The organism is Amycolatopsis sp. QT-25 (assembly GCF_029369745.1).
Lineage (GTDB): Bacteria > Actinomycetota > Actinomycetes > Mycobacteriales > Pseudonocardiaceae > Amycolatopsis.
In genome coordinates this window covers 2,486,635-2,500,576 of sequence record NZ_CP120210.1, presented here as the reverse complement: position 1 = coordinate 2,500,576, position 13,942 = coordinate 2,486,635, and the positions used below count along the sequence as shown (strand labels likewise).

At 70.4% G+C, this 13,942-nt stretch carries 15 protein-coding genes; 10 read left to right on the top strand and 5 right to left on the bottom strand.

All coding sequences use genetic code 11. The features are described from left to right. The first annotated feature begins 27 nt into the window (after positions 1–27). Positions 28–705, top strand: coding sequence for an organomercurial lyase (gene merB / locus P3102_RS11690; RefSeq protein ID WP_276368905.1), 678 nt, complete (start codon positions 28–30; stop codon positions 703–705). Here merB and P3102_RS11685 read toward each other — a convergent pair. Together P3102_RS11685 and P3102_RS11680 are read right to left on the bottom strand one after the other, a co-directional pair. Further along, on the bottom strand, positions 702–1,007 hold the full coding sequence (locus P3102_RS11685) for an AzlD domain-containing protein (protein ID WP_276368904.1): 306 nt from the start codon (positions 1,005–1,007) through the stop codon (positions 702–704). The genes merB and P3102_RS11685 overlap by 4 nt on opposite strands. After that, positions 1,004–1,672 (bottom strand): AzlC family ABC transporter permease, encoded by a 669-nt coding sequence (locus P3102_RS11680; protein ID WP_276368902.1) that lies wholly within the window; start codon positions 1,670–1,672, stop codon positions 1,004–1,006. The genes P3102_RS11685 and P3102_RS11680 overlap by 4 nt, the downstream gene beginning before the upstream one ends. Before the next feature lie 47 nt (positions 1,673–1,719). Between P3102_RS11680 and P3102_RS11675 the strand changes: the two genes are divergently transcribed. The 5 genes from P3102_RS11675 (at position 1,720) to P3102_RS11655 (ending at position 6,708) form a co-directional block, all read left to right on the top strand. Next, entirely contained in the window at positions 1,720–2,268 is a 549-nt protein-coding gene (locus P3102_RS11675; RefSeq protein ID WP_276368901.1) for a CGNR zinc finger domain-containing protein, read from the top strand. A 165-nt stretch (positions 2,269–2,433) separates the two neighbouring features. Further along, a complete protein-coding gene (locus tag P3102_RS11670; RefSeq protein ID WP_276368900.1) occupies positions 2,434–3,525 on the top strand; it encodes a polyprenyl synthetase family protein in 1,092 nt (363 codons plus the stop codon). Further along, entirely contained in the window at positions 3,525–5,000 is a 1,476-nt protein-coding gene (crtI, locus tag P3102_RS11665; protein WP_276368898.1) for a phytoene desaturase family protein, read from the top strand. The genes P3102_RS11670 and crtI overlap by 1 nt, the downstream gene beginning before the upstream one ends. Next, entirely contained in the window at positions 4,997–5,926 is a 930-nt protein-coding gene (locus P3102_RS11660; protein WP_276368896.1) for a phytoene/squalene synthase family protein, read from the top strand. Before crtI ends, P3102_RS11660 begins: the two co-directional genes overlap by 4 nt. Continuing rightward, the gene (locus tag P3102_RS11655; RefSeq protein ID WP_276368894.1) at positions 5,923–6,708 is read left to right on the top strand and encodes an LLM class F420-dependent oxidoreductase; all 786 of its coding nucleotides are present in this window, start codon (positions 5,923–5,925) and stop codon (positions 6,706–6,708) included. The genes P3102_RS11660 and P3102_RS11655 overlap by 4 nt, the downstream gene beginning before the upstream one ends. A 216-nt stretch (positions 6,709–6,924) precedes the next feature. Here the strand turns inward: P3102_RS11655 and P3102_RS11650 are convergent, their stop codons facing one another. Then, positions 6,925–7,476, bottom strand: coding sequence for a CGNR zinc finger domain-containing protein (locus P3102_RS11650; protein ID WP_276368893.1), 552 nt, complete (start codon positions 7,474–7,476; stop codon positions 6,925–6,927). Positions 7,477–7,499: 23 nt separating this feature from the next. Between P3102_RS11650 and P3102_RS11645 the strand changes: the two genes are divergently transcribed. Next, positions 7,500–8,666: an MFS transporter gene (locus tag P3102_RS11645; RefSeq protein ID WP_276368891.1), complete on the top strand. Its 1,167-nt coding sequence runs from the start codon at positions 7,500–7,502 to the stop codon at positions 8,664–8,666. On the opposite strand, the gene P3102_RS11640 is transcribed toward P3102_RS11645, so the two are convergent. After that, positions 8,635–9,003: an Rv2175c family DNA-binding protein gene (locus P3102_RS11640; RefSeq protein WP_276368890.1), complete on the bottom strand. Its 369-nt coding sequence runs from the start codon at positions 9,001–9,003 to the stop codon at positions 8,635–8,637. The genes P3102_RS11645 and P3102_RS11640 overlap by 32 nt on opposite strands. 183 nt (positions 9,004–9,186) lie before the next feature. Between P3102_RS11640 and P3102_RS11635 the strand changes: the two genes are divergently transcribed. Together P3102_RS11635 and P3102_RS11630 are read left to right on the top strand one after the other, a co-directional pair. After that, positions 9,187–11,235 carry a PASTA domain-containing protein gene (locus tag P3102_RS11635; protein ID WP_276368888.1) on the top strand — a complete coding sequence of 683 codons (2,049 nt, stop codon included), beginning with the start codon at positions 9,187–9,189 and terminating at the stop codon, positions 11,233–11,235. A 130-nt stretch (positions 11,236–11,365) separates the two neighbouring features. Next, on the top strand, positions 11,366–12,160 hold the full coding sequence (locus P3102_RS11630; protein WP_276368887.1) for a hypothetical protein: 795 nt from the start codon (positions 11,366–11,368) through the stop codon (positions 12,158–12,160). A 96-nt stretch (positions 12,161–12,256) separates the two neighbouring features. Here P3102_RS11630 and P3102_RS11625 read toward each other — a convergent pair whose 3' ends face one another. Beyond that, positions 12,257–13,090, bottom strand: a complete 834-nt coding sequence (locus tag P3102_RS11625) for an NAD(P)H-binding protein (RefSeq protein ID WP_276368885.1) — start codon at positions 13,088–13,090, stop codon at positions 12,257–12,259. Between the two features lie 95 nt (positions 13,091–13,185). Here P3102_RS11625 and P3102_RS11620 point away from each other — a divergent pair, with 95 nt between their 5' ends. Further along, positions 13,186–13,935, top strand: a complete 750-nt coding sequence (locus P3102_RS11620; RefSeq protein WP_276368883.1) for a TetR/AcrR family transcriptional regulator — start codon at positions 13,186–13,188, stop codon at positions 13,933–13,935. The last annotated feature ends 7 nt before the right edge of the window (positions 13,936–13,942 follow it).

The window sequence follows — 13,942 nt, the reverse complement described above, 5'->3', positions numbered from 1 at the left end:
ACTCGGTGGCGAGCACAGGGAGCCGCCATGAGCGCCGAAACCGACACCAGCTGGGACGAGGACGTCCGCGTCGCGGTCTACCGCGCGTTCGCCGAACACGGGAGGCCGCCGACGGCGCCGGAACTGGCCGACGCCGCCCACGGATCGCTCGCGGTGGCGAAACAGGCACTGCACCGGCTCGCGGAGCAGCGGCATCTCGTGCTCGACGACTGCGAACACGTCGTGCTGGCACACCCGTTCGCGGCGATCCCGCTGGGTTTCTCGGTGATGGGTGAACGGACGCTGTGGTGGGGCGGTTGCGCGTGGGACGCGTTCGCGATTCCGCAGCTGGTCAAGACCGAACCCGAGGTACTGGTGTCCACGCGCTGCCAGGGCTGCGGCGAACCGCGGGCCCTGCTGGTGAACGACCGGGTCCCGCCGAAGGGTGATCTGGTCGCGCATTTCCTGGTGCCGGCCGCCCGGATGTGGGACGACGTGGTGCGCACCTGCGGGAATCAGCGCCTGTTCTGCGACGAATCCTGTGTGGACGAGTGGCTGACGGAGACGGGACAGCACAAGGGGTACGTCATGGACCTGGCGACGTTGTGGCGGCTCGCGGCGGGCTGGTACGACGGCAGGCTCGACCACGGCTACACCCGCCGGGATCCGGCCGCCGCGGCCGCGTACTTCACCCAGGCCGGGCTGAGCGGACCGTTCTGGGCCTAGACCAGGAACCGGAGCACCGCGGTGACGACGACCCCGCAGAGGATCGCGGCCAGCACCGGCGCACGCAGCACGTAGGTCACCGCGATCGCGGCGAGTCCCGCGCACAGCGTCCAGTCGACCCCGGACCAGGCCGGGCCGGTCACGTCGGTCAGCACGAGCCCGGCCAGCAGCGCGGGCGCCAGCAACGCGATCACGCCGGCCAGGCGCGGCGGCAGTGTCCGGTCGCCGAGCAGGACCGGGCCCGCCGCCTTGAACCCGATGCTGACCAGCGCGACGGCGACGATGGCGATCCAGAGCGTCATCGCCGCACCCCCAGGCCCAGCAGCGCGGCGGCGGACGCGCCGATCAGCGCGAGCCCGACGGGGACGAACAGCACCAGGATCCCGGCGAGGCAGGCGGCGAGCGCCGCGGTCCGGACCGCCTGGCGCGAACGGCGCAGTTCGTCGATGAGCAGGACCAGGAAAAACCCGGGGAACACGACGTCGAGCCCGAACCGCGCGACGACGTCCGGCGGTGGCGCGGCCAGGACGCCGAGCACCGTCCCCAGCACCCACGCGGGCAGCTGGACGAGGGTGCAGCCGATGAGTTTCTCGCGGTCGAAGCGCCCCTCGCCGAGGTGGGCCGCCACCCACGAACCGTCGACGACGGCCTGGCCCTCCCACGCGCGGCGCAACCGTCCTCCGCGCAGATCCGCGGCGACGGCGGCACCCATCGGCAGGAACCGGGCGTTGATGAGGGCCGCCGCGCCGACCGCGACGGCGATGTTGCCGCCGCCCGCGAGCGCGGTGGCCATCGCGAACTGGGCCGAGCCGGAGAACACGAGGATCGACGCGGCGATCGGGGCCGCGATCCCCCAGCCCAGGTTCTGGCTGTAGGCGCCGAAAGTGACGCCGAGGACGAAGGTCGCGACGCCCAGCCCGAGCCCGACACGGGCGCCGGCCAGGTAGTTTCGCCGGAGTGTTGTCATCACCTGAGCCTAACAAGCTAAACTGATTTTGACCATTAGGAGAGTCCGTGGACGGCCATTGGGACGGGTACGACAGCATCGGCGGGAGCATGCCGTTAGACCTGGTCAACACCGTTTCCTGGCGGCGTGATCCGGCCCGGCGGGAAGACCGGCTTTCGGCTCCGGAACGGCTGTCCGAGTGGGTCGTCGTGGTCGGCGCGGGCACCGAACGGCTGGAGATCTCCGAGGCCGTCTTGAAGACGGTGAAGGCCTTTCGCGAGACGCTGTATCGCGTGCTCGTGTCGGATCCGCCGGACGTCACGGCGCTGCGAAAACCCTTGATCGAGGCCTATCGGCACGCCTCGCTGCCGTCGTCCTTGCCACTGCGGTGGGAGGTGCCGCTGACGAACGGCGACGCGCTGCCGCACTTCCTTGCGCTGGCGGCCGAGGACCTGCTCCGGACCGGGGATCTGGCGCGGATCCGGGAGTGCGAAGGGCCGGGCTGCGGCTGGATCTTCACCGACCACACGCGCAACCGTTCCCGACGCTGGTGCAGTTCGTCGGACTGCGGCAACCGGGCGCGAGCGAAACGGCACTACGCCAAAACCCGCAATTAGTCACCTACTTGCGGCAGTTGACCCGACGCCCTACCGCAATTCGACACCTGGTCGCGGTAGTTGCCTGCGCAAGGATCGCAACCAGGTGACTGATTGCGGCGAGTTCCGCCACATTCCACGGCACCCGACTGGGTCGGGAAGCCGTCCTTCCCGGAGGATGTGCTCATGGACACATCCGCCTACGACGCCGATCTGCCCGCCCACGTCGAGCGGGCGCTGGCCGGCTTCCTCGAGCGCGCCGGGACCGAAATCCGCCGCACCGAGCCGAGCGTCGGGGCGGGGATCGACGCGCTGGCCGAATTCGTGCTCGGCGGCGGCAAACGTTTGCGGCCGACGTTCGCCTGGTGGGGCTGGCGCGGCGCGGGGGGCGATCCGGCCGGGCCGGACGTCGAAGGTGTCCTGCAGGCGGTCGCGAGCCTGGAGCTGATCCAGGCGTGCGCGCTGATCCACGACGACCTCATCGACTCCTCCGATTCGCGCCGCGGTTCACCGACCGTGCACATCGCGGGCGCGAAGCTCCACGCCGACAGCGGCTGGCTCGGTTCGCCGAGCACGTTCGGCCTCGCGACCGCGGTCCTGGTCGGCGACCTCGCGCTGGCCTGGGCCGACGACATGTTCGGCGAAGCCCCGCTTCCGCACGCGGTCCTCGCGGCGGCACGGCCGGCGTGGCGCGCGATGCGTACCGAAGTACTCGCCGGGCAGTACCTCGACGTCCGCACCCAGGCCACCGGCGACGCCTCCCCCGAGGCGGCACTGCACATCTGCAAGCTCAAGACGGCCGCGTACACCGTCCAGCGCCCGCTGCACCTCGGTGCCGCGCTCGGCGGCGCCGACGACGCCCTGATCGCGACGCTGCGCGAATTCGGCGACGAGGTCGGCGTGGCGTTCCAGCTGCGGGACGACCTGCTCGGGGTGTTCGGCGACCCGTCGGTCACCGGCAAACCCGCGGGCGACGACCTGCGGGAGGGCAAGCGCACGCTGCTGGTCGCGCTCGGTCTCCAGCGCGCGGCCGGGCAGGGCAAGGACGCGGCGGCGAAGGTCATTTCCGACGCCATCGGTGACGCCCACCTGTCCGAAGACGCCGTCGAGGCCGTGCGCGAAGCACTGCGAGACGTCGGTGCGGTCGACGCGGTGGAACGCCGCATCGACGAGCTGACCGATTCCGCGATGGCGGCGCTCGACCGCGCACACCTGGCCGAGCCCGCCCCCGCCGCGCTGACCGGGCTGGTCGTCAAGGCGACCCAGCGGACGTACTGATGCGCACCGTCACCGGTCCGAGTGACCACGTGGTGGTGATCGGTGGCGGACTCGCCGGGTTGTCGGCGACGCTGCACCTGCTCGGCGCCGGCCGCTCGGTGACCCTGCTGGAACAGGACGAGAGCCCCGGGGGCCGGGTGGGACAGGCGGAGTTCGGCGGCAACACCGTCGACACCGGCGCCAGTGTGCTGACCATGCCCGAACTGCTCGACGAGGCCTTTTCCGCGGTCGGCGAATCCCTGTCGGCCAACCTGACGCTGACCCGGCTCGACCCGGCCTACCGCGCGAGGTTCGCCGACGACACCACGATCGCCGTGCACACCGAGGCGGCGGCGATGGAGGCCGAGATCCGCGCGGCCGCCGGTCCCGCCGAAGCCGAGGGCTACCGACGGTTGCGGCGCTGGCTGACCGAGCTGTACGCGGTGCAGAAGGATCACTTCATCGGCGCGAACTTCGATTCCCCGCTCGATCTCGTACGCCCGGAGCTGGCGAAACTGGCAGTGTTGGGCGGTTTCGGCCGGCTCGGCCCGAAGATCGGCGGATTCCTGCGCGACGACCGCGTGCGCCGGCTCTTCTCCTTCCAGTCGCTCTACGCGGGACTCGACCCGGCGCGCGCGATCGGCGCGTACGGCGTCATTTCCTACATGGACACCGTCGGCGGGGTCTACTACCCGTCGGGCGGGATGGGCGAGATCGCGCGAGCGATGGCGAACGCGGCCGGCCGCGCCGGCGCTGAGGTGCGTTTCGGCACCGAAGCCGCTTGGCTGGAAAGGGTTTCCTCGCGAGTGCGCGCGGTACGGACCCGCTCGGGCGAGCGGATCCCTTGCGACACCGTGGTTCTCGCGACCGAACTCGGCACCGCGTACCGGCTGCTCGGCGCTCGCCCCCGGCGTCCGCTGCCGCTGCGGTACTCGCCGTCGGCCGTCGTACTGCACGGGCACGCGCCGAAGACGTGGCCGTACTTGGGCCACCACACCATTTTCTTCGGCCAAGCCTGGGAGAAGACGTTCTCGGAGATCATCCGCGAGGGCAAGCTGATGAGCGATCCTTCGCTGCTGGTGACCCGGCCGACCGCGACGGAACCGGGGCTGGCTCCCGGCGGCGACCAGGTGATCTCGGTCCTCGCCCCGGCGCCGAACCTGCGCCGCGGCAAGATCGACTGGCACCGGGTCGGCCCCGCCTATCGCGAGGAACTCCTGCGCACACTGGAGAAGCGCGGTCTGACCGGGTTCGCGGACGACTTCACCGTCGACGAGACGATCACCCCGCAGGGCTGGGCGGAACGCGGGCTCACCGCGGGCACCCCGTTCTCGCTCGCGCACACCTTCGCCCAGACCGGCCCGTTCCGGCCGGGAAACCTCCTGCGCGCGGTGGAAAACGTCGTACTGGCGGGTTGCGGGACCATCCCCGGCGTCGGCATCCCGCCGGTGGTGATCTCCGGCAGGCTGGCTGCGGGACGGGTCACCGGCCGATGAACGAACTCGACGCCGCGGGCATCACCGGCCCGGCGTTGCGGGCCGCCTACACCGCCTGCCGCCGCATCAACGCGCACCACGGGCGCACCTTCTTCCTCGCCACCCGGCTGCTGCCACCGCGGACGCGGCCGTTCGCGCACGCGCTGTACGGCTTCGCGCGAATGGCGGACGAATTGGTCGACAATCCCGCGCCCGGCACCGATCCCGCGACCGCGCTGGACGAGGTCGCCGTCATGGTCGCGCGGATCTTCGACGGCGGCACACCGGCCGATCCGGTCCTGACCGCGCTCGCCGACACCGTGCGCCGCCACGACCTGGACCGCGCGTTGTTCGACGCGTTCCTGCGGTCCATGGCGATGGATCTCGAAATCACCGAGTACGCGACCTACGCCGACCTCCGGGAATACGTCCACGGTTCGGCCGAGGTGATCGGCTTGCAGATGCTGCCCGTCTTCGGCACCGTCGTCCCGCTCGCGGAAGCCGAACCCGGCGCCGCCGCGTTGGGCGAGGCCTTCCAGCTGACCAACTTCCTGCGCGACATCGGCGAGGACCTCGACCGCGGGCGGCTGTACCTGCCCACCGAAGAACTGGCCGCGTTCGGCGTCGACCGCGAACTGCTCGAAGGGTCGCGTGCCCGCGGCCTCCCGGACCGGCGGGTGCGGCGCGCGCTCGCGGTCGCCGTGGCGCGCAACCGGGCGGTGTACCGCCGCGCCCGGGCGGGCATCCCGTCGCTGCGCGAAGAATCCCGCGACTGCGTGCGGACGGCACTCGTGCTCTACGAAGGCATTCTCGACGAGATCGAGGCCCTCGGTCACGACGTGCTGAACACCCGCGCGGTCGTCCCCCGCCGTCGTCGCGCGGCCGTCGCCCTGCCGAAATTGCTGACGAGCGCGTGGAGCAACTCCAGGCTTAAGGTGCGAACATGACCACTGCTGCGAACAGGAAGATCCGGATCGGTGTCCAGCTGCAACCGCAGCACGCCGAATACAAGGCCATCCGCCGGGCGGCTTCGGAGGCCGAAGACCTCGGCGTGGACATCGTCTTCAACTGGGACCACTTCTACCCGCTCTACGGTGACCCCGACGGTCTGCACTACGAGTGCTGGACCATGTTGGGCGCCTGGGCGGAGTCCACGTCGCGGGTCGAGATCGGCGCGTTGGTGACGTGCAACAGCTACCGCAACCCCGAACTGCTGGCCGACATGGCCCGCACCGTCGACAACATCTCCGGCGGGCGGCTGATCCTCGGGATCGGCTCCGGCTGGTTCGAGAAGGACTACGACGAGTACGGCTACGAGTTCGGCACCGCGGGCGGACGGCTCGACGACCTCGCCGAGGCACTCCCGCGGATCGAGAGCAGGCTCGGCAAGCTGAACCCGCAGCCGGTCCGGGACATCCCGGTGCTGATCGGTGGCGGCGGCGAGAAGAAGACCCTTCGCTTGGTCGCGAAGCACGCCGACATCTGGCACGGCTTCGGCGACCCGGAGGTCGTGGAACGCAAGGTCAAGATCCTCGACCAGCACTGCGCCGACGTGGGCCGGGACCCCAAGGAGATCGAGCGTTCGGTCGCCGTCGAGGGCGAGCCCGAGGAGCTGGGCCCGAAGCTGCTGGAGCTGGGTGTCTCGCTGTTCACCGTGGCGACCGGCGGGCCGGACTACAACCTCGACAAGCTGCGGTCCTGGATCGTTTGGCGGGACAAGCAGGCCTGAGCCGCTTTCGCGCGCCATGAAAGGTCCTTTCCTTGCAAATTTCGCAAGGAAAGGACCTTTCATGGCGTTCGGGCCCGGGGCTGGCGAGCTACCCGTGGCCTCGATCAGCACCTCGATCAGCACCTCAAGGACGCCGAATCGCCACTCGAGACCCTCCACCAACCTGCCGTTCGGACAGTCGACGACGTCCACACCGAACTCGGGCCCTCGCGGACCTCAAGACCGCTGCCGCCGGTGCGCGGCGACCCGCTCCCGAGTCGCACATCGCGTCGAGCAGTACCGCCGCGGACTCCCCCCACCCAGGTGCGCGAAGGGCTTCCCGCACCCCGAAGCCGCGCACAGTCCGCCCGGTGGCGCCTGGCGGTCCGCCAGCAACACCGCCAACGCCAGCGCGGACGACGTCACCAGCCACGCGCCCCAAGGTCCGTCGTCGGCGGCGTCCACGTGCAAATGCCAGCCGAACCCGTCCGCGTGCTCGGTCAGCCGCGGCGGATGCGCGTAGCGAGCCAGCAGCCGGTTGAGTGAGCCGGCCGCCTCGGCGGCATCCCGCGCCGCGAACACCTCACGCAGTTCCACAGCGGCCTCGCGCAACGACGCCACCTCCGAAGGCGCCAACTCGACCGAGGTCTCGCCGTGCGCCTCGAGTACGGCACGAATCGACGCGACCGAGGGTTCCGGTGCGAGCAGGACCTCCAGCAGATCCACCGCTCGCTGCGCCGCCGCCCGCGCCGAACGGCCGGGCAGGAAATCCCGCTGCGCTGAAGTCATACCCCCACTGTAACGTCTTACCCATGAGAGGCCGTTACAGTCTCGCCGTCTACTTGACCGGCGCGACGGTCGCCAGAACCGGGGACGAACTGTCCGGACCGGCGTTGCTCCTGCTCGGCATGAGCGTCGACGGTTCGGCCGCCACCGGGTCCGCGCTGCTCGCGGGCCTGACGGTCGCCGCGGCGGCGGGCGGGCCGCTGCTCGGGGCACTGCTCGACCGCAGCCCCCGGCCCGGGCGGCTGCTCGCCTGGGCGCTGCTCGCCTACGCGGGCGGGCTCGGCGCGGTACTCGCCCTCGCCGAACTCCCCGCGGCGATCGCGGTGGCCGTCGCGGCCGGGCTGCTCAACCCGGCCTTGGCGGGCGGCTGGACGGCGCAGTTGCCGAAGGTCCGCGGCCGGACGCCGCTGCCGAGGGCGAGCACGCTGGACGCGATGACGTTCACCGCCGCGAGCCTCGCCGGGCCGGGACTCGCCGGGCTCGTGGCCGCGTACGCCGGCGCCCCGGCCGCGGTCGCCGTCGCGATCACGCTCGTCGCCGCCGCTTTTCCCGCCGCGTGGTCACTGCCCGCCGCCGAAGCGAAGCCCGCGACCCCGATCCGCCGACAACTCGCAGACGGCTTCGCGGTCCTCTTCCGCAACCGCGCGCTGCTGCGGGCCACCGCGACGTCCACGGTGTCCTTCGCCGGCATCGGGATCGCCGTGGTCTGCTACCCGCTGCTCGGCGCTCAACGGCTGGGGAATCCGGGCTTCGGCGCGCTTCTGCTCACCGTGCTGGCCGCCGCGTCACTGATCGCGAACGCCGCCCTCGCCCGCAGACCGCCGCCACCCGACCGCACCGTGCTCGCCAGCACCGTTTTGCTGGGCGCGAGTTTCCTGCTCGCGGCGACAGGCCACGACGTGGTGACCCTTCTGATCGCCGCCGTGGTCGCCGGATTCGCCGAAGGGCCGCAACTTTCGGCGCTTTTCGCCATCCGGCATCGCGAAGCGCCCGCGCGAGTGCGAGCTCAGGTGTTCACGACGGCGGCGAGCGTGAAGATCACCGGGCTCGCGGCGGGCGCGGCGGCCGCGGGACCGTTGAGCGCACTCTCCGTAACCACGGCGCTGGGTGCCGCGGCGGCGTGCCAGCTTCTCGCGGCCGCGACGTTCGCGCTGGTCAAAGTCAGAACGCCATCGCCTGCGCGCGCCGTTTGACTTCGGTGCCATGGCTGGTGCGGAGCGCGTTGACCGGGGTCGATCCCGGCAGGCTCTCGTCCGTGGCGAAGAGCCAGCGCAGCATCTCCGTCCGGCTGAAACCGGAGTCCGCGAGCACGGTGATGGTGCCTGCCAAGCCCTTGACCACGCCGTCCTTCACCAGGAACGCGCCCGGGACGTACAACTCGCCCTTGCGCCGGACGGCGATCAGATGACCGTCGCGCAGCATCTGACGGACCTTGTTGGCCGAAATGTTCAGCGCGTTCGCGACCTCCGGCAACGGGAGAACGGCCACATCTGCGTCGAGAACGTCGTCGGCGACGGGAATACCACTCACAGGTGACACTGTGCCACATTCCGTCTTTCGCTCCGCTGGTACGCATGGGTGACGACCTCGTCATCACGGAGAGTGCCCTTTCGTCACGCATACCGCCGTTTCGACGAAATGACGGAAATCGTGATCCCCGGCGGGTCAGGTCCCGTACACCAGGACATGGGTACTTCCGTACGATCCATAGCCGTGACACGCACGGATCCCACTCTGGTGGGCACTCTGCTCGAGGGCCGCTACCGGGTGGACAAGCTGCTCGCACGCGGTGGGATGTCGTCGGTGTACCGAGGCGTCGACACCCGCCTGGACCGCCAGGTCGCCATCAAGATCATGGACCCGCGGTTCGCGGACGACCGGTCGTTCGTCGACCGCTTCGAGCGGGAAGCCCGCTCGGCGGCACGCTTGCACCACCCGCACGTGGTGGCGGTGCACGACCAGGGTTTCGACACCCCCGGCGGCGAGGAGTCCGGCCGCGCGTTCCTGATCATGGAACTCGTCGACGGCGGGACCCTGCGTGAGCTGCTCGCCGAACGCGGCCCGCTGGACATCGCGCTCGCGCTGAGCATCACCGAACCGGTGCTCTCCGCGCTGGCCGCCGCGCACGCCGCCGGTCTGGTGCACCGCGATGTCAAACCGGAGAACGTGCTCATCGGCCGCGGCGGCACCACGCTTTCGGGCGGCGTGGTCAAGGTGGCCGACTTCGGCCTGGTCCGCGCGATCGCCAGCGCGGGCACCACGAGTTCGAGCGTCATCCTCGGCACCGTCGCCTACGTCTCGCCCGAACAGGTCGCCACCGGCGCGACCACCTCCCGCGGTGACGTCTACTCGGCCGGGATCCTGCTGTACGAAATGCTCACCGGACGCCCGCCGTACACCGGCGACACCGCCCTTTCGGTGGCGTACCGGCACGTCAACGACGACGTCCCGCGCCCGAGCGAGCTGCGTCCGGGCCTCCCGCCGCAGCTGGACGAGCTGATTCTGCGCGCCACGCGCCGCGACCCCGAGCAGCGCCCGGCCGACGCCGCGGCGTTCCTCGCCGAGCTGAACCACCTGCGCATCGTCCTCTGCGTCCCGGCGGTCCCGGTGCCCGTGCCACTGCCCGCGGACGCCGACCGGGAGACCGACGCCGAACGCACGACTCCCGGCATCCCCGTCGTCCCGGCGGCGAACCTGGGCATGGCGACGACGGTGCTGACCCCGGCCGCCGAAGCGACCATGCCGGTCACCGGCCCGCGCGGAACGCAGGCGCTGTTCCGGGAACCGCCGCCGCCCGCCCAGCCGCCGCGCACCCCGCCTCCCCGGTCCGAACCGACCGCGGAGGAGCAGCCGGGTTCACGCAAGCGGCTGTACCTGATGATCGCGGCCGCGGTGGTGCTTCTCGGCGGCCTGATCGGCGCGTTCGCCTTCATACTCAACGACTCCGGTCCGAGTTCGGCGTCGGTGCCGAAACTGGCGGGGATGAACCAGGCCGCCGCCGGTGACGCGCTCCGGTCGGCGAAGTTGACCCCGGCCTACACCGAGGAGTACAGCGACACCGCCGCCCAGCACACGGTGATCCGGTCCGACCCCGCGGCGGGCACGTCGCTCGCCCCGGGCGCCACGGTCAACGTGGTGCTGTCGAAGGGCCGTCCGATCGTGCCGGACATCCAGGCGGGGACGAGCCAGCAAGACGCCGAGACCGCCATCAAGGCCGCGCAGCTGACCCCGGTCCAGGGCGAACAGGAATACAGTGACATCGGCAAGAACAAGGTGATCCGCGTCGACCCGAGCCCCGGTTCGCAACTGAACATCGGCGGGCAGGTCACGATCATCCTGTCGAAGGGCCCCGAACCGCTGCCGCCGGTCCCGGACGTCACGGGCCAGAGCAAGGACGCCGCCTTCCAGATCCTCCAGCAGGCCGGCTTCCAGCCGTTCCAGGCAGGCGAGGAGTTCTCCGACCAGTTCACCGCCGGCCAGGTGATCCGCACCGACCCGAAGGGCGGGGGGAAGGCGAGCAACCGCCGGATCGGGGTGTTCGTTTCGAACGCCGTCGAAGTGCCGAACGTGACCTTCAAACGGATGGAGGAGGCCATCCAGCTTCTGAAACAGGCGGGGCTGGAACCCGACCGTGAGGGTCGCGGACACGGCAACGGTCACGGCGGCGGAAACGGCGGTTTCGACTTCGTCCTGCAGCAGGATCCGCAGCCGGGCACCAAAGTGCCGAAGGGCACGAAAGTGAAGCTCAGGGGCTTCGGGTGACCCGAAAGGTGCGGTGAAACCGTTCAGTACCGGCCTGGTCATCGGATACCGTGCAGTACATGGTGGTCGTCGACGGCGTGAGCGGCAGGTCGGTCAGGTTCACCCCGCGTTCTGCCGCACCCGGTCCACGATGAGCTTCTTCACCGACGGTCCGCGCGGCCGCCCGCTGTTCCCGGTGCCGGAACAGGAACTGTTCGGCTACAACGGCCGCCCCTGGGTGGAGACGCCGCGCGAGTACATCGTGCCGGCGATCCTGCCGTGGTCGATGCCGCTGGGCCGCTCCGAGCGGACCATCGTGGCGCTGCGCGGCATCGAGGTGTGGCCGGAGTCGGTGTCCTTCCAGCTGTCGGTGTACGCGCGGGATCTCCTGCCCGGCGATCCCGGCGAGGGCCTGATCGGCCATCGCCGGGTCCCGGACTACCACGCACTGCTGGTCGGGGTGCTCTTCCCCGACGGAAGGCGGGCCAGTTCGGAGACCATCTCCGTGCCGTCCGCCGCCAAACCGGACCAGCCGGTGCTGCGCGCGCGGGGGCTGGGCGGTTCGGCGTTCCACGTCGACCACGAGATCTTCCTGTGGCCGCTGCCGCCCGACGGGCCGCTGGAGTTCGTCGTCCAGTGGCTCGACCGCGACATCGAGGAGACCCGCACCTCGCTCGACGGCACCGCGATCCGCGACGCCGCCAAGGAGGCGGCCGAGATCTGGCCGGGCTTGCCCGCCAGGGAGGCACACGGACTGCCGGTCCGCCGCGTCGGGGCGCAGGCGATGATCACCCCCGCCTGGCCCCGCGAATCGCAGGCCCCGCCTCCGCTGCCCCAGCCGCAACGGCCGTCCTCGCCGCCCGCCCGGCCTTCCGCTCAGGCGACGGCCGATCAGCCGCGGCGTGGTGCGCCGCTCCCGACCCGCCTGCCTCGCCGGGCCCGCTGAGGACCGGCAACTCGTCACTCACGTGCTCCTGGCCGTGACTCGCGTGCTTGAAGCCGTAACTCTCGAGTGACGAGTTCAAGCACGCGAGTGACGGGTTCAGCGGAACGCTTCGACGTTCGCCACCGCCCACTCCGCGTAGGTCACACCAGGCCGTCCGGTGAGTTCCTGGACGACGCCCGTCGGCTTGTCGGGATTTTCGGTGAAGTACGCGAAACCGTCGAGCAACCACTCGGCGATCTCCGCCGGGATCCCGGTGGCGGCCCACTGCTTGTTCGCCTCCTCCCGGGTGAGCTCCTGGAAGGTGACCTCCTCCCCGAGCGCGGCCGAGATGGCGGCGACCTGTTCGCGCTGGCTGATCGCTTCCGGGCCGCTCAGCGTGTACTTCTTGCCGACGTGCCCCTCGGTCAGGATGACGTGTGCCGCGACGGCGGCGATGTCCGCCAGGTCGATCGGCGTCATCCGGGATTCGGGGTAGGCCTCGCGGACCACCCGCTCGGCCTTGATCGTCTCCGCCCAGCCGAAGGTGTTGTTCATGAAAGCGCCCGGCCGCAGGAAGGTCCAGTCGAAGTCCGCCTCACGGACCGCCTTTTCGATGATCGCGTAGTCCACACCGCTCGAGTTCTCCGCCGGGTCGTCGGCGTTGCTGCCCGACAGCGCCACCACCCTGCGTACTCCGGCCTCCTTCGCCAGCTTCACGAAGTCGTCCACCTTGGCCGCCAGCGGCGCCAGGTACACGGTCTCGACCCCCTTGAGCGCTTCCGGCAGCGTCTCCGGTTTGCCCAGGTAGCCCTTGGCGACCTCCACCTGCTCCGGCAGCGCCGCCTTGACCGGGTTGACGGTCAGCGCCCGCACCGGCGCTCCGGCCCGTACCAGTTCGTCGACGAGCAGCCTGCCGACGCTTCCGGTCGCACCGGTCACCAGGATCGTCACGATTCCCCACTCCTTTTCGTATACCCTACGAGATCAGGTTAACCGTACCGCATACGAGAATGTAGAATCCAGTTTCACGGCCGAGTGGAGTGTGGATGGACTTCGAGCGCAGCCTCGAACTGTTGTGGCGTGACCGCGGCGAAGCCCGGCAGCCGACCAAGGGGCGGAAGCCGAAACTGATCCTCGACCAGGTGATCTCCACCGCCGTCGTGCTCGCCGACGGTGCCGGCGAGGCGACCGTCTCGATGAGCCGGATCGCCAAGGAACTCGGCGTCGGCACGATGACGCTCTACACCTACGTGCCGGGCAAGACCGAACTGCTCGACCTCATGGTGGACTCGGTACTCGCCGAACGAAACCTTCCCGGTCCCGGTGATCCCCGCCCGGACGGCTGGCGCGAGCAGGTGCGGCTCTACGGCGACCGCACGCTGGCCGTGTTCCGGGCGCATCCGTGGCTGCGCTCGACGTCGATGGTGCGACCGGTGCTCGGCCCGGGGCTGATGGCGGGTCAGGAGTACCTGATCGCGGCGGTGTCGGACCTCGGTCTGGGGCCGCGCAAGGCGGCCGCGGCCGCGAACAGCATCGAGATCTACGTGCAGGCCAACGCGACGCTTTTCGCCGAGACCGCGCAGGTGGAGCAGGAGACCGGGCAGTCGACCGACGCCTGGTGGGGGCAGCGGATGGTGTTCTGGGAGAAGTACTTCGACGTGGAACGGCATCCGGCGATGACGCGGATCTGGGAAAGCGGCGGCTACGACGCGGATACCTGCGAAGCCGCCGACGAGACCTTCGCTTTCGGCCTGGAACGCCTGCTGGACGGCATCGAAGCCCTCGTCACCCGCTGACCGACCC